Source organism: Erwinia sp. V71 (assembly GCF_965644245.1).
In the GTDB taxonomy this organism is placed as follows: domain Bacteria; phylum Pseudomonadota; class Gammaproteobacteria; order Enterobacterales; family Enterobacteriaceae; genus Erwinia.
The window spans coordinates 24720-47642 of sequence record NZ_CBFFRK010000024.1 but is presented as its reverse complement, the minus strand read 5'-3'; the positions used below and the strand labels follow the sequence as shown (position 1 = coordinate 47642).

At 54.7% G+C, this 22923-nt stretch carries 20 protein-coding genes, 1 other RNA gene and 1 pseudogene; 17 read left to right on the top strand and 5 right to left on the bottom strand.

Annotation, left to right across the window (positions count from 1 at the left end; genetic code table 11):
• Positions 1-226: 226 nt before the first annotated feature.
• Together ACSZO1_RS08210 and speB are read left to right on the top strand one after the other, a co-directional pair.
• Positions 227-463, top strand: a pseudogene (locus tag ACSZO1_RS08210) (lysozyme inhibitor LprI family protein); the annotation flags it as partial.
• A gap of 202 nt (positions 464-665) precedes the next feature.
• Positions 666-1592 (top strand): agmatinase, encoded by a 927-nt coding sequence (speB, locus tag ACSZO1_RS08205; RefSeq protein WP_437611367.1) that lies wholly within the window; start codon positions 666-668, stop codon positions 1590-1592.
• 145 nt (positions 1593-1737) lie between these two features.
• Here the strand turns inward: speB and ACSZO1_RS08200 are convergent, their stop codons facing one another.
• On the bottom strand, positions 1738-2490 hold the full coding sequence (locus ACSZO1_RS08200; protein WP_437611365.1) for a M48 family metallopeptidase: 753 nt from the start codon (positions 2488-2490) through the stop codon (positions 1738-1740).
• Positions 2491-2782: 292 nt separating this feature from the next.
• Between ACSZO1_RS08200 and tkt the strand changes: the two genes are divergently transcribed.
• From tkt to ACSZO1_RS08165, 7 genes are all read left to right on the top strand, one after another.
• Positions 2783-4774, top strand: coding sequence for a transketolase (gene tkt, locus ACSZO1_RS08195; protein ID WP_437611363.1), 1992 nt, complete (start codon positions 2783-2785; stop codon positions 4772-4774).
• A 489-nt stretch (positions 4775-5263) separates the two neighbouring features.
• Positions 5264-6283 (top strand): erythrose-4-phosphate dehydrogenase, encoded by a 1020-nt coding sequence (gene epd, locus ACSZO1_RS08190; protein ID WP_437611361.1) that lies wholly within the window; start codon positions 5264-5266, stop codon positions 6281-6283.
• A 51-nt stretch (positions 6284-6334) separates the two neighbouring features.
• Positions 6335-7498 (top strand): phosphoglycerate kinase, encoded by a 1164-nt coding sequence (pgk, locus tag ACSZO1_RS08185; RefSeq protein ID WP_437611359.1) that lies wholly within the window; start codon positions 6335-6337, stop codon positions 7496-7498.
• A 100-nt stretch (positions 7499-7598) separates the two neighbouring features.
• Entirely contained in the window at positions 7599-8678 is a 1080-nt protein-coding gene (gene fbaA / locus ACSZO1_RS08180; RefSeq protein WP_437611357.1) for a class II fructose-bisphosphate aldolase, read from the top strand.
• Between the two features lie 189 nt (positions 8679-8867).
• Entirely contained in the window at positions 8868-9740 is an 873-nt protein-coding gene (mscS, locus tag ACSZO1_RS08175) for a small-conductance mechanosensitive channel MscS (RefSeq protein WP_437611355.1), read from the top strand.
• Between the two features lie 130 nt (positions 9741-9870).
• Positions 9871-10494 carry an arginine exporter ArgO gene (gene argO, locus ACSZO1_RS08170; protein ID WP_437611353.1) on the top strand — a complete coding sequence of 208 codons (624 nt, stop codon included), beginning with the start codon at positions 9871-9873 and terminating at the stop codon, positions 10492-10494.
• A 128-nt stretch (positions 10495-10622) separates the two neighbouring features.
• The gene (locus ACSZO1_RS08165; RefSeq protein WP_437611351.1) at positions 10623-11348 is read left to right on the top strand and encodes an oxidative stress defense protein; all 726 of its coding nucleotides are present in this window, start codon (positions 10623-10625) and stop codon (positions 11346-11348) included.
• 262 nt (positions 11349-11610) lie between these two features.
• Here ACSZO1_RS08165 and ACSZO1_RS08160 read toward each other — a convergent pair whose 3' ends face one another.
• Positions 11611-12513 (bottom strand): LysR family transcriptional regulator ArgP, encoded by a 903-nt coding sequence (locus ACSZO1_RS08160; protein ID WP_437611349.1) that lies wholly within the window; start codon positions 12511-12513, stop codon positions 11611-11613.
• A 122-nt stretch (positions 12514-12635) separates the two neighbouring features.
• Here ACSZO1_RS08160 and rpiA point away from each other — a divergent pair, with 122 nt between their 5' ends.
• Together rpiA and serA are read left to right on the top strand one after the other, a co-directional pair.
• Entirely contained in the window at positions 12636-13295 is a 660-nt protein-coding gene (gene rpiA, locus ACSZO1_RS08155) for a ribose-5-phosphate isomerase RpiA (RefSeq protein ID WP_437611347.1), read from the top strand.
• A 291-nt stretch (positions 13296-13586) separates the two neighbouring features.
• Positions 13587-14825 carry a phosphoglycerate dehydrogenase gene (gene serA, locus ACSZO1_RS08150; protein WP_437611344.1) on the top strand — a complete coding sequence of 413 codons (1239 nt, stop codon included), beginning with the start codon at positions 13587-13589 and terminating at the stop codon, positions 14823-14825.
• A 60-nt stretch (positions 14826-14885) separates the two neighbouring features.
• On the opposite strand, the gene ACSZO1_RS08145 is transcribed toward serA, so the two are convergent.
• From ACSZO1_RS08145 to zapA, 3 genes are all read right to left on the bottom strand, one after another.
• Positions 14886-15479, bottom strand: coding sequence for a 5-formyltetrahydrofolate cyclo-ligase (locus ACSZO1_RS08145; protein WP_437611342.1), 594 nt, complete (start codon positions 15477-15479; stop codon positions 14886-14888).
• 66 nt (positions 15480-15545) lie between these two features.
• Positions 15546-15729, bottom strand: a non-coding RNA gene (ssrS, locus tag ACSZO1_RS08140) — 6S RNA.
• Positions 15730-15769: 40 nt separating this feature from the next.
• Positions 15770-16099: a cell division protein ZapA gene (zapA, locus tag ACSZO1_RS08135; protein ID WP_437611340.1), complete on the bottom strand. Its 330-nt coding sequence runs from the start codon at positions 16097-16099 to the stop codon at positions 15770-15772.
• A gap of 172 nt (positions 16100-16271) precedes the next feature.
• Here zapA and ACSZO1_RS08130 point away from each other — a divergent pair, with 172 nt between their 5' ends.
• The 6 genes from ACSZO1_RS08130 to gcvH all read left to right on the top strand — a co-directional run bounded on the left by ACSZO1_RS08130 (position 16272) and on the right by gcvH (position 22860).
• Positions 16272-16856 carry a YecA family protein gene (locus ACSZO1_RS08130; protein ID WP_437611338.1) on the top strand — a complete coding sequence of 195 codons (585 nt, stop codon included), beginning with the start codon at positions 16272-16274 and terminating at the stop codon, positions 16854-16856.
• Between the two features lie 186 nt (positions 16857-17042).
• Positions 17043-18365, top strand: a complete 1323-nt coding sequence (pepP, locus tag ACSZO1_RS08125; RefSeq protein WP_437611336.1) for a Xaa-Pro aminopeptidase — start codon at positions 17043-17045, stop codon at positions 18363-18365.
• A complete protein-coding gene (ubiH, locus tag ACSZO1_RS08120) occupies positions 18362-19540 on the top strand; it encodes a 2-octaprenyl-6-methoxyphenyl hydroxylase (protein ID WP_437611334.1) in 1179 nt (392 codons plus the stop codon). Before pepP ends, ubiH begins: the two co-directional genes overlap by 4 nt.
• A gap of 13 nt (positions 19541-19553) precedes the next feature.
• Entirely contained in the window at positions 19554-20756 is a 1203-nt protein-coding gene (gene ubiI / locus ACSZO1_RS08115) for an FAD-dependent 2-octaprenylphenol hydroxylase (RefSeq protein WP_437611332.1), read from the top strand.
• A 590-nt stretch (positions 20757-21346) separates the two neighbouring features.
• Positions 21347-22444, top strand: a complete 1098-nt coding sequence (gene gcvT, locus ACSZO1_RS08110) for a glycine cleavage system aminomethyltransferase GcvT (RefSeq protein ID WP_437611330.1) — start codon at positions 21347-21349, stop codon at positions 22442-22444.
• Positions 22445-22473: 29 nt separating this feature from the next.
• Positions 22474-22860, top strand: coding sequence for a glycine cleavage system protein GcvH (gcvH, locus tag ACSZO1_RS08105; protein WP_437611328.1), 387 nt, complete (start codon positions 22474-22476; stop codon positions 22858-22860).
• Positions 22861-22923: the final 63 nt, after the last annotated feature.

Here is a 22923-nt window from a genome sequence, read left to right as displayed (position 1 = left end):
TCCGGCAGCCTTCAGTGGTCTTTGCAGAGTTAAGACAGGCGGCTTAGCGTTGCACTTCGAACTTGAATCCGCCCTTTGCCATTCATTGAATAATAAAGGCCAAATATTCACCAGTACAAAGTGATCGTATACGTTTTACAGAGAGATAATACAGCTCAGCTAAGGTAAGGCTAATACAGCTAAGGACTCCACTGAACCCCACCGATTAAATCGCACCTTCCTTAATCAGCAATACAAGTTGCTGATGAACGGTCAGGATGATAAGTTCAAAAAAAATATGAAATCATCGCAGGTCGAATGGGTGAAATATAAAGAGAAATATTTAACCGCGATAGCCTCTTTTTATCGCCAGCAGGAAGGCACGTTATGGGGGGTAACTGCGGCTGAAGCCAGAATGAATATTACGCGTGACAAAACACTCGATTTATATCGCCTGAGAAATAGTACCAACATGGAAGGTTAAAGTGGTGCGTTGGTGATCAGACCCTGGCTGGGTGGTTTTGATGATTCGTGATAAAATCTGCCGCAGATGATGTAGAATCTGGCCGCAATCAATCCCTTCCTCGTCGGGCTAACGACGCGGAGGGGATTTTTTTCATCTATACCTTAAAGCTTAGAGCCAGGCATCGGATTATGCCGATGATGGAAAACAAGAGGACAGCACAATGACTTACAACACCCTGGGCAACCAGTACGATAACTCTCTGGTATCCAATGCCTTTGGTTTTATGCGTTTCCCGGTTAACTTCCAGCCGTATGACTCTGATGCGGAATGGGTAATCACCGGTGTGCCGTTTGATGCCGCCACGTCGGGCCGTCCAGGCAGCCGCCTTGGTCCGGGCGCGATTCGTCAGATCTCGACTAACCTGGCGTGGGAAGGGTGCCGTTACCCGTGGGATTTCGATCTGCGTGAGCGTCTGAAAGTGATTGACTGCGGCGATCTGGTGTATGCGTTTGGCGATTCTCAGGATCTGAGTGACAAGCTGCAGGCGCACGCCGAGAAACTGCTGGCGAACGGTAAACGTATGCTGACCTTTGGCGGCGACCACTACATTTCACTGCCGATGCTGCGTGCGCATGCGAAAACCTTTGGCAAGATGGCGCTGGTGCATTTCGATGCGCATACCGACACTTACTCCAACGGCCCAACCTTTGATCATGGCACCATGTTCCACCATGCGCCGAAAGAAGGTCTGATCGACCCGACGAAATCAGTACAGATTGGTATTCGCACCGAGTTCGATAAGTCCCTCGGCTTCAACGTGCTGGATGCCGCGCAGGTTAACGATCGTGGTGTGGACGATATTCTGGCTCAGGTGAAGCAGATCGTGGGTGATATGCCGGTGTACCTGACCTTTGATATCGACTGCCTTGATCCGGCTCATGCACCGGGGACGGGTACGCCAGTGATTGGTGGCCTGACGTCAGACAAAGCGCTGAAACTGGTGCGTGGCCTGCAGGGGCTGAATATTGTCGGTATGGACCTGGTGGAAGTGGCGCCAGGTTACGATCAGTCCGATCTCACCTCACTGGCGGCGGCTACGCTGGCGCTGGATATGCTGCATGTGCAGGCAGTGAATAAAGGAGTATAAGGTTTTTCCGCGCCTTCCCCCGCAAGCGGGGGAAGGTTGGGATGGGGGAGCTAACGACGCCAGCTCGCTGTTGCTTGCTCCCCCTTCCTGACCCTGCCCCATTTTATGGGGGAGGGGATCAAAACGGTGATGCCAGCCGCGGTCATTACTTCCCGGCAGCGATGCGATCTTTAATATGCTGCGCGCGTGACTCCGAAGAGGGATGCGAGTCAAACATGCTGCTCTGATGGCTGCCTTCCAGCTTCGCCAGTTTCTCAAAGCTGGTCACCAGGCCATTCGGGTTAATGCCGCGTTTTTTCAGCAGATCAAACGAGTAATCATCCGCCTGTGACTCCTGCGTCTGGGAGAACTGCGCATTCACTAACTTCTCACCCAGATCACCGAGCTGCGACTGCGACAGTGATGCCGCGATACCGCCCGCTGCGCCAGCCGCAGTACGTGCGGCTGTAGTGGCATAAGCTACCTGCATCGCTTTACGGGTATGGCCCAGCGCCACGTGGCCCATTTCATGACCCAGCACGCCTTCCACTTCGTTATCGGTCATCATATCCATCAGACCGCTGTAGACGCGGATACAGCCATTCGCCATCGCCCAGGCATTGACATCTTTAGTCAGGTAGACCTTATAGTTGGCTGGCGTACCATTAATATTGTCGCCCAGTGCGGCGGAGATTTTCGCCAGGCGTTTGGCGTATTCACTGCTGGCAGGGGCGATTTGCGCTTCACTGTCCATCTGCTGGCAGGATTTATTGCTCAGCTCTTTTACCTGGTCATCACTCAGCGTTGCCGCCTGAAACGCCTGGGCGCCGGACTGCATTAACGTGTTGGTATCAAGATTCTGACAACCAGCAAGTAAAGTGGCGACACTCAGCGCCATCAGCGAGGTACGAATTTTCATTCCATTTCATCCCATTAAGGTAACAAGCTAATAAAAACAAACACCTGAAAAAAACGCAGCGAGCAGGGTGTTTGTCGAAGAGGTTTTTTTATAACCCGTCAGTAAGCAAATGCATAGCAGACAAGGCCGCAAAGCGCAAAACGCGCCGGGTTTTTTGCACAATCCGCCATGTACATTTCACCTGTTTTTCATGTACATTGATTGGCGAGTTTCCCCCCGCTTCGCCTGATAACTGATGAATTACAATATGTTAGAGAAGGCGGAGTGAATTATTTCCGAACTGGAGTAGAACATGCCTTCTCGTAAAGAGCTTGCCAACGCTATTCGCGCACTCAGTATGGATGCGGTGCAAAAAGCCAAATCTGGTCACCCGGGTGCCCCTATGGGTATGGCGGATATCGCTGAAGTGTTATGGCGCGACTATCTGAACCATAACCCGACCAACCCACAGTGGGCGGATCGCGACCGTTTCATTCTGTCTAACGGCCACGGCTCCATGCTGATTTATAGCCTGCTGCACCTCACTGGCTATGATCTGCCGATGAAAGAGCTGGAAAACTTCCGCCAGCTGCACTCGAAAACTCCAGGCCACCCGGAATTTGGCTACACCGCAGGTGTGGAAACCACTACCGGCCCGCTGGGCCAGGGTATCGCTAACGGCGTGGGCTTTGCGATTGCAGAACGTACGCTGGCAGCCCAGTTCAACCGTCCAGGCCATGACATCGTTGACCATAACACCTACGTGTTTATGGGCGACGGCTGCATGATGGAAGGTATCTCGCACGAAGTCTGCTCACTGGCGGGTACGCTGAAGCTGGGCAAACTGGTGGCGTTCTATGACGACAACGGCATCTCTATCGATGGTCATGTTGACGGCTGGTTCTCTGACGACACCGCGAAACGTTTCGAGTCTTACGGCTGGCACGTCGTGCGTGGTGTTGACGGTCATAACGCGGACGCCATCAAAGCGGCTATCGAAGAAGCGAAAACCGTTTCTGACAAACCTTCACTGCTGATGTGCAAAACCGTGATCGGTTTCGGTTCACCAAACAAAGCGGGCACTCACGATTCTCACGGCGCACCGCTGGGTGATGCAGAGATTGAACTGACTCGTAAACAGCTGGGCTGGGAACACGCACCGTTTGTCATTCCACAGGACATCTACGCACAGTGGGACGCAAAAGAAGCTGGCCAGGCGAAAGAAAACGCGTGGAACGAGAAGTTCGCGGCTTACGCTAAAGCGTTCCCGGAACTGGCTGCTGAGTTCAAACGCCGCAGCGTGAATGCACTGCCAGCCAACTGGCAGGAAGAGTCGCAGAAATTTATCGAGCAGCTGCAGGCTAACCCGGCGAAAATCGCCAGCCGTAAAGCGTCTCAGAATGCTATCGAAGCGTTCGGTAAGCTGCTGCCAGAATACCTGGGCGGCTCTGCTGACCTGGCGCCGAGCAACCTGACCATGTGGTCTGGCTCAAAAGCGATTAACGAAGATCTGGCGGGTAACTACATCCATTACGGCGTGCGCGAATTCGGTATGACCGCTATCGCCAACGGTATCTCGCTGCATGGCGGTTTCCTGCCATACACCGCGACCTTCCTGATGTTTGTCGAATATGCGCGTAACGCTGCGCGTATGGCTGCGCTGATGAAAATTCGTCAGGTGCTGGTTTATACCCATGACTCTATCGGTCTGGGTGAAGATGGCCCGACTCACCAGCCGGTTGAGCAGCTGGCCAGCCTGCGTGTGACCCCGAACATGAGCACCTGGCGTCCGTGTGACCAGGTTGAGTCTGCGGTCGCGTGGAAATACGCTATCGAACGTCACGACGGCCCGACTGCACTGATCTTCTCCCGCCAGAACCTGGCGCAGCAGGATCGTACTGCTGAGCAACTGGCTAACGTGGCACGCGGTGCTTACGTGCTGAAAGACAGCGCGGGTCAGCCAGAGCTGATCCTGATCGCTACCGGTTCTGAAGTTGAGCTGGCGGTTGCCGCATACGACAAACTGACTGCCGAAGGCCGTAAAGTGCGCGTGGTTTCCATGCCGTCTACTGATGCGTTCGACAAGCAGGATGCCGCTTACCGTGAAGCCGTTCTGCCGAAAGCGGTTAGCGCGCGTATCGCTATCGAAGCGGGCATTGCTGACTACTGGTATAAGTACACCGGTCTGAACGGCGCAGTGATTGGCATGACCAGCTTCGGTGAGTCTGCACCTGCGGAGCAGCTGTTCGAGATGTTTGGCTTTACCGTTGATAACGTGGTTGCTAAAGCGAAAGAGCTGCTGTAATCGCGTTGATTTAAGGGCAGCGTACGCTGCCCTTAAATACTGTCACAGTACAGCCCCTTCCCCCATAACATGGGGGAAGGCTGGGATGGGGGAACTTGCGGCTCCGTGCCACTCGTTCCCGCTCCCTGACCCTCCCTCCATTTTATGGGGGAGGGGATTGTTCTGTGGTGCCTGCAAGATGACATTTCCGGGTCAACACCATCTGAATTTACTGTCTGCCTTTCGTTACCTGTCTTGTGCGTAATTATTCCTCCAGTAATAACCGATTTTTGTTCAATTTTGTGATGTGGATCTAATATTCAGCAGCGAAATTGATCGCCATCATTCCCGCTATTCCTGACTTCATTTATTCTAGCTGAAGCGTTTCAGTTGAGAGTGAATGTAGGCTTTCAGCACAGAGTTTGGGCGGTGAGAATTCCCTGTACAAATGGTGTCGTCTGGTTCAGTCTGGCGACAGTCGAAAAAGGGGAATTCGGATGCAGGGGTAATATGACCGTTCGCGTTGCAATAAATGGCTTTGGCCGCATCGGGCGCAATGTACTGCGTGCATTGTATGAAACCGGACGTCGGGCTGAGATCTCCGTGGTCGCCATCAATGAGCTGGCGGATGCTACGGGCATGGCGCATTTGCTGAAATATGACACCAGCCACGGCCGTTTTGCGCTGGATGTGCGCCAGGAACGCGATCTGCTTACCGTGGGTGGCGATACCATCCGCATCCTGCATCAGGCGGCGATAGCGGACCTGCCATGGGGCGAACTGGATGTGGATGTGGTGCTCGACTGCACCGGCATCTACGGCAGCCGGGCTGATGGCGAAGCACATATCTGTGCCGGGGCGAAAAAGGTGTTGTTCTCTCACCCGGGCGGTAATGATCTGGACGCGACCGTGGTGTTTGGCGTCAATGAGCAGGCGCTGCAGGCCAGTGACTGCATTGTTTCCAACGCCTCCTGCACCACCAACTGCATTATTCCGGTGATTAAGCTGATGGATGACGCCTTTAACATTGAATCAGGCACCGTGACCACCATTCACTCCGCGATGCATGATCAGCAGGTTATTGACGCTTATCATCCTGATTTACGCCGTACCCGCGCCGCCAGTCAGTCAATTATTCCGGTTGATACGCGCCTGGCTGCCGGGATTAGCCGAATTTTTCCGAAATTTAGCGACTGTTTTGAAGCCATCGCGGTACGCGTACCAACGATAAATGTGACGGCGATTGATCTGAGCGTCAGCGTCAGCGCCGCCGTCAGCGCCAGCGAGGTTAACGCCCTGCTGCGGGATGCGTCAGAAGGGGCATTTAGTGGTATAGTTGACTATACGGAATTACCGTTAGTCTCAATTGATTTTAACCACGATCCGCACAGTGCCATTGTGGACGGCACGCAAACGCGGGTCAGCGGTCAGCACCTGATTAAGACACTGGTCTGGTGCGACAACGAATGGGGCTTTGCTAACCGGATGCTCGACACCACGTTAGCAATGGCCGCAAGCGGTTTCAGGTAAGACGCGGACTGCGTCTGGCAAAACTTATGAGAATCAACGAGAGGGTTCACCATGTCTGTAATTAAGATGACCGATCTGGATCTTGCTGGTAAGCGTGTTCTGATCCGCGCGGATTTAAACGTGCCAGTTAAAGAAGGTAAAGTTACGTCTGATGCGCGTATTCGTGCGTCTCTGCCGACCATCGAACAGGCGCTGAAACAGGGCGCGAAAGTGATGGTTACCTCTCACCTGGGTCGTCCTACAGAAGGTGAGTACAACGAAGAGTTCTCTCTGCTGCCGGTTGTTAACTACCTGAAAGACAAGCTGGGCGCTGATAATGTCAGCCTGGCAAAAGATTACCTCGATGGCGTTGAGCTGACCGCAGGCAAACTGGTGGTTCTGGAAAACGTCCGCTTTAACAAAGGCGAGAAGAAAGACGACGAAGCACTGTCCAAAAAATACGCCGCCCTGTGCGACGTGTTCGTGATGGATGCCTTCGGTACTGCGCACCGTGCGCAGGCTTCCACCCATGGCGTGGGCAAATTCGCCCCTGTTGCCTGTGCCGGTCCACTGCTGTCTGCAGAGCTGGAAGCGCTGGGCAAAGTGATGTCTAACCCTGAGCGTCCACTGGTTGCGGTGGTCGGTGGTTCTAAAGTTTCCACTAAATTCGACGTGCTGAACTCGCTGGTGAAAATCGCGGACACCGTGATTGTCGGTGGTGGTATCGCGAACACCTTCGTGGCGATTGATAACAACGTCGGTAAATCCCTGTACGAGCCAGACTTCGTTGAAGCAGCAAAAGGCCTGCGTGATCAGTACGGTATTCCGGTACCGGTTGACTCCCGTGTTGGCACGGAATTCTCTGAAACTGCGCCAGCAACCGTGAAAAAAGTTAGCGAAGTGCAGGATAACGAAGAGATTATGGACTTCGGCGACGAAACTGCACTGGCGATGGCGAAACTGCTGAAAGATGCCAAAACCATTCTGTGGAATGGCCCGGTTGGCGTGTTCGAATTCCCGAACTTCCGTAAAGGTACTGAAATCGTAGCGAACGCGATTGCCGACAGCGCAGCCTTCTCTGTGGCTGGTGGTGGCGACACCCTGGCCGCTATCGACCTGTTTGGCATCGAAGATAAAATTTCCTACATCTCTACCGGTGGCGGTGCATTCCTTGAGTTCGTGGAAGGCAAAAAACTGCCAGCAGTAGCCATGCTGGAAGCGCGCGCTAAGCAGTAATTTTCGCGGCGGAACCTCGGGGTTCCGCCTGAATTTCGCGCCTGACAGCAGGCGTAACCGAACCGTTTTTTGATACGGCCAACGAAACAGGACAAAAAGCATGTCTAAAATTTTTGATTTCGTAAAACCAGGCGTTGTCACCGGTGATGACGTACAGAAAGTGTTCCAGGTAGCGAAAGAAAACAAATTCGCTCTGCCAGCAGTTAACTGCGTGGGTACTGACTCCATTAACGCTGTTCTGGAAGCGGCTGCAAAAGTAAAAGCGCCAGTTATCGTTCAGTTCTCTAACGGCGGTGCTGCATTTATCGCCGGTAAAGGTTTCAAAACTGACAAACCACAGGGCGCGGCAATTGCCGGTGCTATCGCTGGCGCACACCATGTGCATCAGATGGCAGAACTATATGGCGTGCCGGTGATCCTGCACACCGACCACTGCGCGAAAAAACTGCTGCCGTGGATCGACGGCCTGCTGGATGCGGGTGAAAAACACTTCGCAGCGACCGGCAAACCGCTGTTCTCTTCTCACATGATCGACCTGTCTGAAGAGTCTCTGGAAGAAAACATCGAAATCAGTGCGAAATACCTGGCGCGCATGGTGAAACTGAACATGACGCTGGAAATCGAACTGGGCTGCACCGGCGGTGAAGAAGATGGCGTGGACAACAGCCATATGGACGCTTCTGCACTGTACACCCAGCCAGAAGACGTGGCTTACGCGTATGAAAAACTGAACGCGATCAGCCCACGCTTCACCCTCGCGGCCTCTTTCGGTAACGTACACGGTGTTTACAAACCAGGTAACGTGAAACTGACCCCGACCATCCTGCGTGATTCTCAGAAATACGTCAGCGAGAAATTCGGTCTGCCAGCGAACTCTCTGGACTTCGTCTTCCACGGCGGTTCCGGTTCTTCTGCGGCAGAAATCGAAGAGTCTATCGGTTACGGCGTGATCAAAATGAACATCGATACCGATACTCAGTGGGCAACCTGGGACGGTATTCTGCAGTACTACAAAAAGAACGAAGCGTACCTGCAGGGCCAGCTGGGTAACCCGGAAGGCATTGATTCTCCAAACAAAAAATACTACGACCCACGTGTATGGCTGCGCAGCGCACAGGCATCCATGGTAGTGCGTCTGGAGCAGGCGTTTAAAGAACTGAACAACGTCGACACGCTGTAAGCGATCGTGTTGTTAATAAAGGCCCTGCGGGGCCTTTTTTTATGCCTGCGCGGCAGAAAAATGTAAGGAAATTCTGCGCTTATTGGCGACGTCAGCGTTTTTTGTTTACCCTTGAGGGTGATGGATTGCCGCACTTCGCGGGCAATATTGTTGTCATTTCCCATCGGGGATTCACTACAGGGCTGATAAATGGAAGATTTAAATGTAATTGATGGCATTAACAATGCCGATGGCTGGCTGGTGCGCAACCAGGCGCTGCTGCTCAGCTATGCGGTAAATATCGTCGCAGCCATCGCGATCATTATTGTCGGGATGATTGTGGCACGCGTTATCTCCAATGGGGTGAACAGAGTGCTGCGGGCGCGGGGCATTGATGCCACGGTGGCGGATTTCCTCTCGGCGCTGGTGCGCTATGGTGTGATCGCCTTTACGCTGATTGCCGCGCTGGGGCGCGTGGGCGTACAAACCGCGTCAGTGATTGCGGTGCTGGGTGCTGCCGGTCTGGCGGTTGGTCTGGCATTGCAGGGCTCGCTGTCTAACCTGGCTGCGGGCGTGCTGCTGGTCACCTTCCGTCCGTTCCGTACCGGCGAGTTTGTCGATCTCGGTGGCGTGATGGGCACGGTGCTGAATGTGCAGATCTTCTCTACCACGCTGCGTTCGGCAGATGGCAAGATGGTGGTGGTGCCAAACGGTAAAATTATTGCCGGCAATATTGTTAATTTCTCGCGCGAGCCGGTACGTCGCAACGAGTTTATTATTGGCGTCGCCTACGATGCCGATGTGGATGAAGTGAAACAGCTGCTGCGCAGCGTCGTCGAAGCCGACAGCCGTGTGTTGCAGGATCGTGGCATCCAGATCGGCCTTAATGAGCTGGCTGCATCGTCATTAAACTTCGTTGTGCGCTGCTGGAGCAACAGCAGCGATCTGCAGGATGTTTACTGGGATCTGATGGCGAACTTTAAAAAGGCGCTGGACAGCAAAGGGATCGGTATCCCTTATCCGCAGATGGATGTGCATCTCCATCACAGCAAAGCTGCGCAGCAACAGGCTGACGCTGAGTAATCTGCAACACCGTGGCGGGCATCAGCCCGCCATTAGCCCTTCTGATAGACCATTAATTCTTTCAATTTCCGCTAATAATCCCGCCGGGATACACTTGCCCGCAGAATGACTATCAATGAGGGCGTTACAGGTGTTTTCAGTTTATTTTCAGGGTGTTGCATTAGGTGCTGCACTGATATTACCTCTCGGTCCGCAAAATGCCTTTGTGATGAATCAGGGAGTACGGCGTCAGTATCACCTGATGACTGCCGGGTTGTGCTCACTGAGCGATATTATTCTGATCTGCGCCGGGGTGTTTGGCGGCAGCGCATTGCTCAATCAGTCGCCGCTGCTGCTGAATCTGGTCACCTGGGGTGGAGTGGCATTCCTGCTATGGTATGGCTGGGGGGCGCTGCGTAACGCGTTTAGCGGTGATATTGAACTGTCGTCTGAAGTGGTGATGCAACACAGCCGCTGGCGCATTGTCGCCACCATGATGGCGGTGACCTGGCTGAATCCGCATGTGTATCTCGATACCTTTGTCGTGCTCGGTAGCCTGGGGGGGCAGCTGCCGCAGGCGGCACGTTACTGGTTTGCCATGGGCACTATCAGCGCGTCGATTCTCTGGTTCTTTGGCCTCGCGCTGCTGGCCTCCTGGCTGTCACCCGTACTGCGCACGGGTAAAGCACAGCGCATTATCAATCTGCTGGTTGGTGCCGTGATGTGGTTTATTGCGTTTAAACTGGCGCAGCAGGGGCTGGCAGGATTTGCGTAAATCTCTGTATAGCCGCGCACCGCGCCAGAACTTTTGCCACAATCAAAACTCAGAACAGCACGCATACAGGCGAATGATGCTCTGCGCTATGCTGACTCAGATTTAATTGTCTTCAGGGAGGACTTCAGGTGAAATTGAAAGCGCTGGCGCTGGCCGCCATGATGGGAACCGCCACTGTACCGCTGTTTGCTCAGGCCGCTGAGCTGCCGGAAGGGCCTCATGTGGTCACTTCCGGGCAGGCGACGGTCGATGCCACACCGGATATCGCCACGCTGGCGATTGAAGTGAATGTGTCGGCAAAAGATGCGGCGGAAGCCAAGAAACAGGCTGATAGCCGTGTGCAGCAATATTTCGATCTGCTGCAAAAAAATGGTATTGAGAAGAAAGATATCAATGCTGCCAACCTGCGTACCCAGCCGGAATACGATTACACCAAAGAGGGGAAATCGGTGCTGAAAGGGTATCAGGCGGTGCGTCAGGTACAGGTTACCGTTCGTCAGCTGGATAAGCTGAATGATTTGCTGGATGGCGCGCTGAAATCGGGTCTGAATGAGATCCGTTCAGTCGAGCTGGGCGTGGCGAATCCGGATGCGTATAAGGATCAGGCACGTAAAGCGGCGATCGAGAACGCAACGAAGCAGGCGGCGGCACTGGCCGAGGGCTTTAACGCGAAGCTGGGGCCGGTTTACAGCATTCGCTATCATGTTGCCAATTATCAGCCGATGCCGGTGGCGCGGATGTTTAAAACGACCGATGCCGCGCCGATGACCTCGGCGGCGCAGACTTACGAACAGCAGAGCATTCACTTTGATGATCAGGTGGATGTGGTGTTTGAGATCCAGCGAAATCCGTAATTTCTTGCTTAACAGCGGCGAATCAGCTTAAAGCTCGGGAGCGTCGCTTTTAGTCTCGTGGCTGCCCAGGGAACACGGTCAGCTCCGGCAAGACGCAAAAGCAGCCATCCATGGGCGTTCGTCCCGCGCCGTCCATGGCGCGGGACGCTTTCCTCCGCTAACCGTGTTCCCTGTGCCTTGAACTGATTTGTTGCTGCACGGTTTCAGGTGCTTTGTGCTTTGACCTGATGAGTCGTCTGACAACAAAACCGGCGCACTGTTTTTATTCCGTATCCTGTCTGAGAACACGATGGCCATGCGACAACAGTGCATCAGTCACCCGGCGCATCAGGCGGCTTTCCGGCGCAAAGCGGTGCCAGTACAGCATACGACGCTGCAACAGCCCCGGTGTCAGATCAATCAGCTCACCACTTGCCAGCTCTTTTTCGATCTGCAGGTGCGGGATCATACAGCAGGTCGATCCCTGCCGTGCCAGCTGCACAAAGGCTTCCGACGAGTTAACGATATGGCAGGGCACACTGCCCGGTGACAGATCGAAGTTCTGCTGTAAAAACGCCTGATGCATATCATCAAGATGGTCGAAGGCGACTGCAGGTGCTTTCAGCAGTGCCGAGCGGGTGACGCCATTCGGGAAATAACGTTCAGCAAACTCTTTCGAACCAACAAACAGATAATCGAGCGCACCCAGCTGATCGACCAGACAGCTCGGCAGCGGCTGCGGCTGAATGGAGACCGCGCCCACCACTTCACCACGACGCAGACGCTCCTGGGTGCGGGTTTCATCTTCCACCTGCAGGTTCAGACGCACCGGCGAATCGCTCAGCACATCTTTCAGCGCCGGCAACAGCCAGGTTGCCAGACTGTCGGCGTTGACCGCCAGTGACAGCAGCAGTGGGGTGGTGGTGCCACCCTGTTCATCACCCAGCCACTCCTCTTCCAGCAGTTCCACCTGATGCAGCAGAGCCAGCAGTTTCTGCCCCTGCTCCGTCGGGCGTGGCGGAACAGTACGTACCAGCAGCGGCTGGCCGAACATATTTTCCAGCTGTTTAATGCGCTGCGATACGGCAGACTGGGTAATACATAATTTTTGTGCGGCGCGTTCAAAACCGCGCTCACGGATCACCGCATCCAGCGCCTGAAGCGTTCTGTAGTCCGGGCGTTTCATTGTGGTTGTCTTCTCCTTCAGGTGGGATGCCAGCACTATGCCACAAAATCTGGCTTTTGCCCTGACCTAAGCGATCAATCTATACTAAGGCACTTCAATGCAGCTGAGGCTTTAAACATATCATGACGCAGGATGAACTGAAAAAAGCAGTTGGCTGGGCCGCACTAAAATACGTACAGCCCGGAACCGTAGTAGGTGTTGGCACCGGCTCGACCGCCTCACACTTTATTGATGCACTGGCCACGATAAAAGATCAGATTGAGGGCGCGGTTTCCAGTTCTGAAGCCTCAACCGCTAAGCTGCTCAGCTTAGGCATTGATGTATTCGATCTCAATAAAGTGGACTCGCTGGCGGTTTATGTTGATGGCGCGGATGAGATCAACCCGCAGATGCATATGATCAAAGGCGGTGGTGCGGCTCTGACGCGTGAGAAGATTGTCGCGGCGGTTACCGACAAATTTATCTGTATTGCCGATGCCTCGAAACAGGTCGACGTGCTGGGTAAATTCCCGCTGCCGGTGGAAGTGATCCCGATGGCGCGTGCGCACGTGACCCGTGAGCTGGTGAAACTGGGTGGCCTGCCGCAATACCGCGAGAATGTGGTGACCGATAACGGCAACATTATTCTTGATGTGCATAATCTGCAGATTTTTGACCCGATTGCGCTGGAAAAAGCGATCAATGCGATTCCCGGTGTCGTCACTGTCGGGCTGTTCGCCAGCCGTGGCGCGGATGTGGCGCTGATTGGCACGCCAGATGGCGTCAAAACTATCGAAAAATGATCTGTCCGGCGCGGCGGCGCCGGCAGTTATTTACTGCTAAAAAATATCTTTTCTTCAACAGGTTAAATTTGGTGACTTATGTCACATAAGTGAGGCCTGTTGCACCTTCATTCTGCCCGGGTGAAGCGAATCGCTATAATCTGTTACATTGTGCTGTCTGACGATGCCGCCGTGCTGGGGGCAAGGCAATCGTTTGTATTGCCGCCAGCGTATTTTTTGATATTTTGACAGAAGGCTGGCTTATACCTCGGGTATATCAGTTACATCTGTCTGCAAAATTAAGGTCGGGAAATGGCAAAGGTATCACTGGAGAAAGACAAGATTAAATTCCTGCTGGTGGAAGGTGTCCACCAGAGCGCGCTGGAAAATCTGCGCGCGTCAGGCTATACCAATATCGAATTTCATAAAGGCGCGCTGGACAGCGAATCGCTGAAAGAATCCATCCGTGATGCGCATTTTGTTGGCATCCGTTCGCGTACCCATCTGACCGAAGAGATTTTCGCCGCGGCGGAAAAACTGGTGGCAGTGGGCTGCTTCTGTATCGGCACCAACCAGGTCGATCTGACTGCAGCAGCGAAACGTGGGGTTCCGGTGTTCAATGCGCCTTTCTCCAATACCCGATCCGTTGCCGAACTGGTGATTGGCGAACTGTTGCTGCTGCTGCGCGGTGTTCCGGAAGCGAATGCCAAAGCTCATCGCGGCGTGTGGAATAAACTGGCGGTAGGCTCTTACGAAGCACGCGGCAAGAAGCTGGGTATCATTGGCTACGGCCATATCGGTATGCAGCTGGGCGTGCTGGCGGAAAGCCTGGGCATGCACGTGTTCTTCTATGATATCGAGAACAAACTGCCGCTGGGTAACGCCACGCAGGTGCGCCATCTTTCTGACCTGCTGAACATGAGCGATGTGGTCAGCCTGCATGTGCCGGAAACGGTCGCCACGCAGAACATGATTGGCGCGCAAGAGCTGGCGCTGATGAAACCCGGTTCACTGCTGATTAACGCCTCACGCGGTACTGTGGTGGATATCCCGGCACTGTGCGCGGTGCTGAAAGATAAGCATCTGGCTGGTGCGGCAATCGACGTATTCCCGACCGAGCCGGCGACCAACAGTGATCCGTTCAACTCGCCGCTGTGTCAGTTTGATAACGTGATCCTGACCCCGCATATCGGCGGTTCTACTCAGGAAGCACAGGAAAATATCGGTATTGAAGTGGCCGGTAAACTGGCGAAATATTCCGATAACGGTTCAACCCTGACCGCGGTTAACTTCCCGGAAGCGTCGCTGCCGTTGCATGGTGAAGCCGTCAGCCGTCTGCTGCATATCCATGAAAACCGTCCTGGTGTGCTGACTGCGATTAACCAGATCTTCGCTGAGCAGGGCATCAACATTGCCGCCCAGTATCTGCAGACGACTCCGCAGATGGGTTATGTGGTGATTGATATCGACGCAGAGCAGGATGTGGCGGATAAAGCGCTGCAACTGATGAAGGCGATTCCTGGCACCATCCGCGCGCGTCTGCTGTACTGATGGCGCAACAAGGGAGCCGAAAGGCTCCCTTGTTTTATCACACCCGATCTCTGCTTGTGTTTATGGCCATTGCCACAACTTGCCCGGCGTGATCATCGCTGACAGCGGGACATCCCAGCGCGCCACTGGCAATTGTTCCACCCGCTGACAGTCATGGGCGAATCCTACCAGTTGCATCCGATACTGTTGCCAGTTCTGCAGGGTACGGTCATAAAAACCGCCCCCCATTCCCAGCCGGTTGCCCTCACTATCAAATGCCACTAACGGCATCAGTACCACATCCAGCTCGCTCAGCGGCAGCAGATTGCGGATATCCAGTGGCGGTTCCGGAATGCGCAGCCGGTTTGGCTGCAGCTCGGTATGTTCGTCGTAGCGCAGAAACATCAGCTGCCCGCGGGCAAAAGGGTGCAATACCGGCAGGTACAGCTGCTTTTTTTGCTGCCACAGGTGGGCAATCAGGGGACGGGTATTCAGTTCACCATCGACGGAGAGAAACAGTGCGATACGCTGTGCCTGAGCAATCGGGAGAAAATTCAGCGCATGTTCAGCGGCCAGTTCGGCTGCCTGTTGTTGTTGTTCGTCGCTAAGCGCGCGGCGCAGATGGCGCACATGGGTACGAATATCCTGACGATCAAACAGTGTGAAAGATGTCATAGGGAACTCGTGATGGCTGGTTTTGCTGCCCGAGGGCAGAAACGGTATGACCGTTAAGAAAAGAAGGTGATCTCCGAGATGCCGCCGCAGGCTGTAACCCTTGAACCCTTGGTTCAAGGTGAGTATGCCGTCGCAACCATCAGGCTTCTCGGACGAACCGAGCATGCTCACAGGTTACGGAGCGTCACACTCTGTAAGTATGAAATATCGGCTCAGGGGACTGGCCCGCTTGCAAACATCTCAGAGAAAATTTACTTCACCGTCACTGTACCACAGTTAACCATGAAGTGTTATTCGAACTTTGCACCCTGGCGATCAGTTATGCGACCTTGCTCAAGTAATGCCTGTTCAATGGTCTGCTGTAACATGCGAATGCGTTGTTCCATGTTGGCGGCATAGTCACGTGTTTTGACTTTTTCCTGCGCCAGTTCATGACAAATATTCAACGCGGCAATGAATACCAGCTGCTCAGTATTTGTGACTCTAGTGCGAACTTTTAAATCTTGCAACCGTTGATTCAGGTCCTGTGCCGCCATGTTCAGCGCATCTTGCTGTTCAGGCGGACAATTTACCCGTAATGAACGGCCAAAAATTTGAATATCTACCGGTTGTGCAGACATGCCACCTTCCTGACTGAATACTACGCCCGCAAATTCACCCTTACCACTCAAGGGCTTGGGAGGGGCGCCACTATAGCTACCCTAAACAGAAGAAACAAGCCCTTTCTGGAATCGGCAAGGCACCTGGTGGTAGCATAACACGAACTAATCCTGTCAACGACGATGAATGCGTATGTCTATCCAGAACTCTATGCCGGGCTATGATGCTCTGGCCTCCGCGTTAACACAGCAGGGCGTTGGGATGACGCCAGCGGAAATGCACGGCTTAATCAGCGGAATTCTCTGCGGCGGCAATCAGGATCGCAGCTGGCAGACGCTGGTACATGACCTGACGAACGAAGGCATGGCCTTCTCGCAAACCCTGTCACAGCCACTACAGCAACTGCATCAGGGGATTAGCGATGCGCTGGAAGATGATGATTTCCTGTTTCAGCTGTTCCTGCCCGCTGACGACAGCTCGGTGTTTGACCGCGCCGATGCGTTGGCGGGTTGGGTGAACCACTTCCTGCTGGGGCTGGGTGTCACTCAGCCGAAACTGGATAAAGTGAAGGGCGAAGCGGGCGAAGCGGGTGAAGCGATTGACGACCTGCGTACCATTGCTCAGCTGGGTTATGACGAAGATGAAGACCAGGAAGAGCTGGAACAGTCGCTGGAAGAGGTAATTGAGTACGTGCGCGTGGCGGCGTTGCTGTGCCATGAAACCTTTGCCCGCCCGACGCCAACGGCGGTTGAGATCAAGAAACCGACCTTACACTAAACTTATTATACCCGTCATACTTCAAGTTGCAGATGCGTTGGCTTTCCTCGCTCACCCAGGTCACTTACTCATGTAAGCTCCCTGGGATTCGCTGCGTCGCCGCCTTCCTGCAACTCGAATTATTTAGGGTATATCGGTTGTATTGCAGGCCATCAGCGCCACTCATTTTCAACAGGGAGCCGTATTGTGGTTAATCTTTCCGCGTTTTTGCAGCGCCGTCAGGCACTGTTAGCCAAAATGGCGCCGGGCAGTGCGGCGGTGATTTTCGCCGCGCCAGAAGCCACCCGCAGCAACGACAGCGAATATCCTTATCGCCAGAACAGCGATTTCTGGTACTTCACCGGTTTTAACGAGCCGGAAGCGGCGCTGGTGCTGATTAAAAGCGATGAGACACACAACCACAGCGTGCTGTTTAACCGCGTACGTGATAAAAGCGCCGAGATCTGGTTTGGCCGTCGTTTGGGTCAGGATGCGGCACCGGAAAAACTGGGCGTTGATCGCGCTCTGCCGTGGGATGATATCCGCCAGCAGCTTCATTTGTTGCTGAATGGCCTGGATGTGGTGTACCACGCGCAGGGGCTGTATGACGAAGCGGATCAGATTGTGTTTGGCGCGCTGGAAAAGCTGCGCCGCGGTTTCCGGCAAAATCTGAGCGCACCGGCAACGCTGACCGACTGGCGTCCGTGGGGGCATGAGATGCGTCTGTTCAAATCGGAAGAAGAGCTGGACATTCTGCGTCAGGCGGGAAAAATCAGTGCGCTGGCACATACCCGTGCGATGCAGAAAGCCCGTCCGGGGATGTATGAATATCAGCTGGAAGGGGAAATTCAGCACGAATTTAACCGCCATGGCGCCCGCTTCCCGTCGTATAACACTATTGTTGGCGGTGGCGAAAACGGCTGCATCCTGCACTACACCGAAAATGAATCACCGCTGCGTGATGGTGATCTGGTGCTGATTGATGCCGGTTGCGAGTTCCACAGCTATGCCGGTGACATCACGCGTACTTTCCCGGTGAATGGCAAATTCACGGCGCCACAGCGGGCGATTTACGACATCGTACTGGCGTCGTTATACCGTGCGCTGGAACTGTTCCGCCCGGGCACCAGCATTCGCGACGTCAATGACGAAGTGGTGCGCATTATGGTTACCGGCCTGGTGAAACTGGGCGTGATGAAAGGCGAGGTCGATCAACTGATTGCCGATAACGCCCACCGCGAATTCTATATGCACGGTCTGAGCCACTGGCTGGGACTGGATGTGCATGATGTCGGCCACTACGGTACTGCTGATCGCGGTCGTATTCTCGAACCCGGCATGGTACTGACGGTGGAGCCGGGTCTGTATATCGCGCCGGATGCTGATGTGCCAGCGGAGTACCGCGGCATTGGTATCCGTATTGAAGACGATATCGTGATTACCGCTGAGGGTAACGAGAATCTGACCGACAGCGTGGTCAAAGACGCGGATGCGATTGAAGCGCTGATGGCGGCGGCAAACGCACGATGAGTATTCTTATTGCCGGTGGCGGTATGACTGGCGCCACCCTGGCGCTGGCGATCTCCCACCTGTCACAAGGCCAGTTGCCGGTGACACTGATTGAGGCCAGTGCGCCAGGCGATCGTCGTCATCCCGGCTATGACGGCCGTGCTATCGCGCTGGCGGAAGGTACCAGCCAGCAACTGGCGGCGATTAATCTCTGGCCTGCGCTGCAGGACTGTGCGACGCCGATTACACGTGTGCATGTCAGCGATCGCGGACATGCTGGCTTTGTGTCGCTGGAGGCGCAGGATTATGGCGTGGCGGCGCTGGGCAATGTGGTGGAACTGCACGACATCGGCCAGCGGCTGTTTGCGCTGCTGAAACAGGCACCCGGCGTAACGCTGCGCTGTCCGGCGACGGTACAGCAGGTCAGCCGCAGCAAGCAGCAGGTCAGTGTTACCCTTGATAGTGGCGAGCAGCTGGATGCTGCGTTACTGGTGGCGGCAGATGGCGCGCGCTCACCGCTGGCCGCCTCCTGTGGCATCCAGTGGCAGAGTGAGGATTACCAGCAGGTGGCGGTGATTGCCAACGTCTCCACCCAGCTGCCACACGATGGCCGTGCTTTTGAGCGTTTTACGCCGCATGGCCCACTGGCGCTGCTGCCGATGTCTGCAGGCCGCTGCTCCTTAGTCTGGTGTCACCCGCGCGAGCAACAGGCGCAGGTGGACAGCTGGAGCGATGATGAATTTTTACGTCAGTTGCAAAGCGCATTTGGCTGGCGACTGGGCAAATTTACTCAGGTGGGGCAGCGCGTCAGCTATCCGCTGGCGTTGCAGACCGCCACCCAACATATCAGCCATCGTCTGGCGCTGGTGGGCAATGCCGCGCAGACGCTGCATCCGATTGCCGGTCAGGGATTCAACCTTGGCCTGCGTGATGTGATGTCGCTGGCTGAAACGCTGGCAACGGCGCAGCGCCAGCAGCAGGATGTCGGCAGTTTTGCCGTACTGCAACACTACCAGCAGCGTCGTCAGCCGGATCGCCGGGCCACCATTGGCATTACTGATGGGCTGGTGCGTCTGTTCGCCAACCGTTACGCACCGCTGGTGGTGGGACGCAGCCTTGGCCTGATGGCAATGGACAATTTACCGCTGATGCGCAACCTGCTGGCCGAACGTACGCTCGGCTGGGTGAAGCGTTGATAAGAGGATTTTCATGCAAACATATGACGTAGTGATCGCCGGTGGCGGTATGGTTGGCCTGGCGGTGGCGTGCGGATTGCAGGGCAGCGGGTTACGTATTGCGGTGCTGGAAAAAACGCCGCCACACCAGATCAGTACAGACGCGCCGCCTGCGCTGCGTGTCTCGGCGATTAACGCCGCCAGTGAACGCCTGCTGCAACATCTCGGCGTCTGGTCAGCGATTCTCGCACTGCGCGCCAGCCCTTATCACGGGATGCAGGTATGGGATCGTGACAGCTTCGGCAATATTGCCTTTGATGATGAACAGCAGGGGTTATCACATCTCGGCCATATTATTGAAAACCAGGTGATCCACCAGGCGCTGTGGCAGAAGGCCAGCCAGCACAGCGATATCACACTGATTGCCCCGGCTCAGCTGCAACAGGTGGCGTTTGGCGACAACGAAGCGTTTGTCACACTGGAAGATGGCTCGATGATGAGTGCACGTCTGCTGGTAGCGGCGGATGGCGCGAATTCATGGCTGCGTAATAAAGCCGATATCCCGCTGGCGTTCTGGGACTACGAGCATCACGCGCTGGTGGCCAATATCCGTACCGAACAGCCGCATGATGCCGTGGCGCGTCAGGTGTTTCATGGCGATGGTATTCTGGCGTTTCTGCCGCTCAGCGACCCGCATTTATGCTCAATTGTCTGGTCGTTGCCACCGCAGGAGGCAAGCCGTTTGCAGTCGATGCCTGAAGCGTTGTTTAACCAGCAGCTGTCAGTGGCGTTTGATATGCGCATGGGATTGTGCAGCGTGGAAAGCGAACGCCAGAGCTTCCCGCTGATGGGACGCTATGCGCGCAGTTTTGCTGCGCACCGTCTGGCACTGGTGGGCGATGCCGCGCATACCATTCACCCGCTGGCCGGGCAGGGCGTTAACCTCGGTTTTATGGATGCCGCAGAGCTGATTGGCGAGATTAAGCGTCTGCATCAGCAGGGGAAAGATATCGGTCAGCATCTCTATCTGCGCCGTTACGAGCGCAGCAGAAAGCACAGCGCTGCGCTGATGCTGGCGAGTATGCAGGGGTTCCGTGAACTGTTTGCCGGTGACAATCCGGCGAAAAAACTGCTGCGTGATGTCGGACTGAAACTGGCGGATGCGTTGCCTGGCGTCAAACCGCGCCTGCTGAAACAGGCGATGGGGCTGCACGACCTTCCTGAATGGCTGAAATAAACGCCTGATTCTTAATCCTGCTGCGATGAGGCAGGGACACCGTTTTGCCCCTTCCCCCGCTTGCGGGGGAAGGTTGGGATGGGGGAGCAAACGACTCCACTCCCGAATCGCTGGCCCCCTCTCCCTGGCCCTCCCCATTTTATGGGGGAGGGGATCTGGTCGGTGATGGCGGTAAGACGGTTTTTCTGCCGACGCATTCCTCCCAAATTCCCCATTTTCACTCCGCGCCCCATTTTGGTGCGTATTTGAAATATTCTAATTTTACCTGTCAATTGGCATTATTTTTTTTCATGCGAATGCGGTTTTTACAAAGTCATTTTTTATCTCGCCTTCACCATTAGCTGATAATTAATCTGACAGGTTATCATTTATCTGTCAGTTATGTGTGCTGGTGCGCGGTTTTGTAGTGAAAAATTCTGAATAGTGATCGTGCCTCGTCATTGTGCAACCGCATTTCGCCCTCGTATAGCTTATGGTTAATCCGCACATTCAGTGGTAACTTTCAGGTAAAGGTAACGTTTGCGTTGCGCCATTTGCCGTACGTATGCGCGCGTGAATCGACGAACTTCTCGCTCAGGCACAGGACAGATATGACTCAGCAGACTCCTTTGTTCGAACAACATCAAACCTGCGGCGCCCGCATGGTGGATTTTCATGGCTGGATGATGCCGCTGCACTACGGTTCACAGCTGGATGAACATCACGCGGTGCGCACTGACGCTGGTATGTTTGATGTTTCCCATATGACCATTGTCGATCTCCGCGGCGCACGCACCCGCGAATTTTTACGCTATCTGCTGGCGAATGATGTCGCCAAACTCACCCAGCCAGGTAAAGCGCTGTACACCGGCATGCTGAATGCATCAGGTGGCGTAATCGACGATCTGATTGTTTACTTTATGAGCGAAGAGTACTTCCGTCTGGTGGTCAACTCTGCAACCCGAGAAAAAGATCTGGCGTGGATCAGCGAACATGCTGCGCCTTATGGCGTGGAACTGCAGGAGCGTGACGATCTGGCGTTAATCGCTGTTCAGGGGCCGAATGCGCAGCAGAAAGCGCAGAGTCTGCTGGATGACGCGCAGCGCCAGGCGGTTGCGGGCATGAAGCCGTTCTTCGGCGTGCAGGCGGGCGAACTGTTTATCGCCACCACCGGTTATACCGGTGAAGCGGGTTACGAAATTGCCCTGCCAGCGACGCAGGCGGTGGATTTCTGGCAACAGCTGCTGGCAGCGGGTGTGAAACCGGCTGGCCTTGGCGCGCGTGACACCCTGCGACTGGAAGCAGGGATGAATCTCTATGGCCAGGAGATGGATGAAACCATTTCTCCGCTGGCCGCCAATATGGGCTGGACGGTGAGCTGGGAACCGGCAGATCGAGACTTTATTGGCCGTGAAGCGCTGGAAATTCAGCGTGCGAAAGGCGGCGAAAAACTGGTCGGGCTGGTGATGACCGAAAAAGGCGTACTGCGCAACGAGCTGCCGGTCCGGTTTAGCGACGACGCCGGCAATATCCATGAAGGCGTGATCACCAGCGGATCGTTCTCTCCGACGCTGGGCTACAGCATTGCGCTGGCACGTGTGCCGGACGGCATCGGCGACCATGCGATTGTGCAAATCCGCAACCGCGAAATGCCGGTGCGGGTAACGAAACCTGTTTTTGTGCGTGCCGGTAAGCCGGTCGCGCTGTAATCCCTTTATTTTTCTGGAGACTGTGGCCGATGAGCAATGTGCCAAATGAACTGAAATACCGCGACAGCCATGAGTGGGTGCGCAAAGAAGCCGACGGCAGCTACACCGTGGGGATCACCGAGCACGCACAGGAGCTGCTGGGCGACATGGTGTTTGTTGACCTGCCTGAAGTTGGTGCGACCTTCGCCGCTGGCGATGATTGTGCGGTGGCTGAATCTGTGAAGGCCGCATCTGATATTTATGCGCCACTGAGCGGTGAAATCATTGCGGTTAACGAAGAGCTGGAAGGTTCACCGGAGCTGGTCAACAGCGAACCTTATGGTGACGGCTGGCTGTTTAAAATCAAAGCCAGCGACGAATCTGAACTGGATTCGATGCTGGATGCCGATGCGTATAAAGCGTCAATCGAAGAGTAACCGTGAATACCCCTTCCTCCGTTAGCGGAGGAAGGTCGGGATGGGGGAGCCAATGACTTCGAT

What these genes read in the sequence shown, in the direction of transcription:
- speB (WP_437611367.1), top strand. Translation starts at nt 666, where the DNA reads ATGACTTACAACACCCTGGGCAACCAGTACGATAACTCTCTGGTATCC.
- ACSZO1_RS08200 (WP_437611365.1), bottom strand. Translation starts at nt 2,490, where the DNA reads ATGAAAATTCGTACCTCGCTGATGGCGCTGAGTGTCGCCACTTTACTT.
- tkt (WP_437611363.1), top strand. Translation starts at nt 2,783, where the DNA reads ATGCCTTCTCGTAAAGAGCTTGCCAACGCTATTCGCGCACTCAGTATG.
- epd (WP_437611361.1), top strand. Translation starts at nt 5,264, where the DNA reads ATGACCGTTCGCGTTGCAATAAATGGCTTTGGCCGCATCGGGCGCAAT.
- pgk (WP_437611359.1), top strand. Translation starts at nt 6,335, where the DNA reads ATGTCTGTAATTAAGATGACCGATCTGGATCTTGCTGGTAAGCGTGTT.
- fbaA (WP_437611357.1), top strand. Translation starts at nt 7,599, where the DNA reads ATGTCTAAAATTTTTGATTTCGTAAAACCAGGCGTTGTCACCGGTGAT.
- mscS (WP_437611355.1), top strand. Translation starts at nt 8,868, where the DNA reads ATGGAAGATTTAAATGTAATTGATGGCATTAACAATGCCGATGGCTGG.
- ACSZO1_RS08160 (WP_437611349.1), bottom strand. Translation starts at nt 12,513, where the DNA reads ATGAAACGCCCGGACTACAGAACGCTTCAGGCGCTGGATGCGGTGATC.
- rpiA (WP_437611347.1), top strand. Translation starts at nt 12,636, where the DNA reads ATGACGCAGGATGAACTGAAAAAAGCAGTTGGCTGGGCCGCACTAAAA.
- serA (WP_437611344.1), top strand. Translation starts at nt 13,587, where the DNA reads ATGGCAAAGGTATCACTGGAGAAAGACAAGATTAAATTCCTGCTGGTG.
- ACSZO1_RS08145 (WP_437611342.1), bottom strand. Translation starts at nt 15,479, where the DNA reads ATGACATCTTTCACACTGTTTGATCGTCAGGATATTCGTACCCATGTG.
- zapA (WP_437611340.1), bottom strand. Translation starts at nt 16,099, where the DNA reads ATGTCTGCACAACCGGTAGATATTCAAATTTTTGGCCGTTCATTACGG.
- ACSZO1_RS08130 (WP_437611338.1), top strand. Translation starts at nt 16,272, where the DNA reads ATGTCTATCCAGAACTCTATGCCGGGCTATGATGCTCTGGCCTCCGCG.
- ubiH (WP_437611334.1), top strand. Translation starts at nt 18,362, where the DNA reads ATGAGTATTCTTATTGCCGGTGGCGGTATGACTGGCGCCACCCTGGCG.
- ubiI (WP_437611332.1), top strand. Translation starts at nt 19,554, where the DNA reads ATGCAAACATATGACGTAGTGATCGCCGGTGGCGGTATGGTTGGCCTG.
- gcvT (WP_437611330.1), top strand. Translation starts at nt 21,347, where the DNA reads ATGACTCAGCAGACTCCTTTGTTCGAACAACATCAAACCTGCGGCGCC.
- gcvH (WP_437611328.1), top strand. Translation starts at nt 22,474, where the DNA reads ATGAGCAATGTGCCAAATGAACTGAAATACCGCGACAGCCATGAGTGG.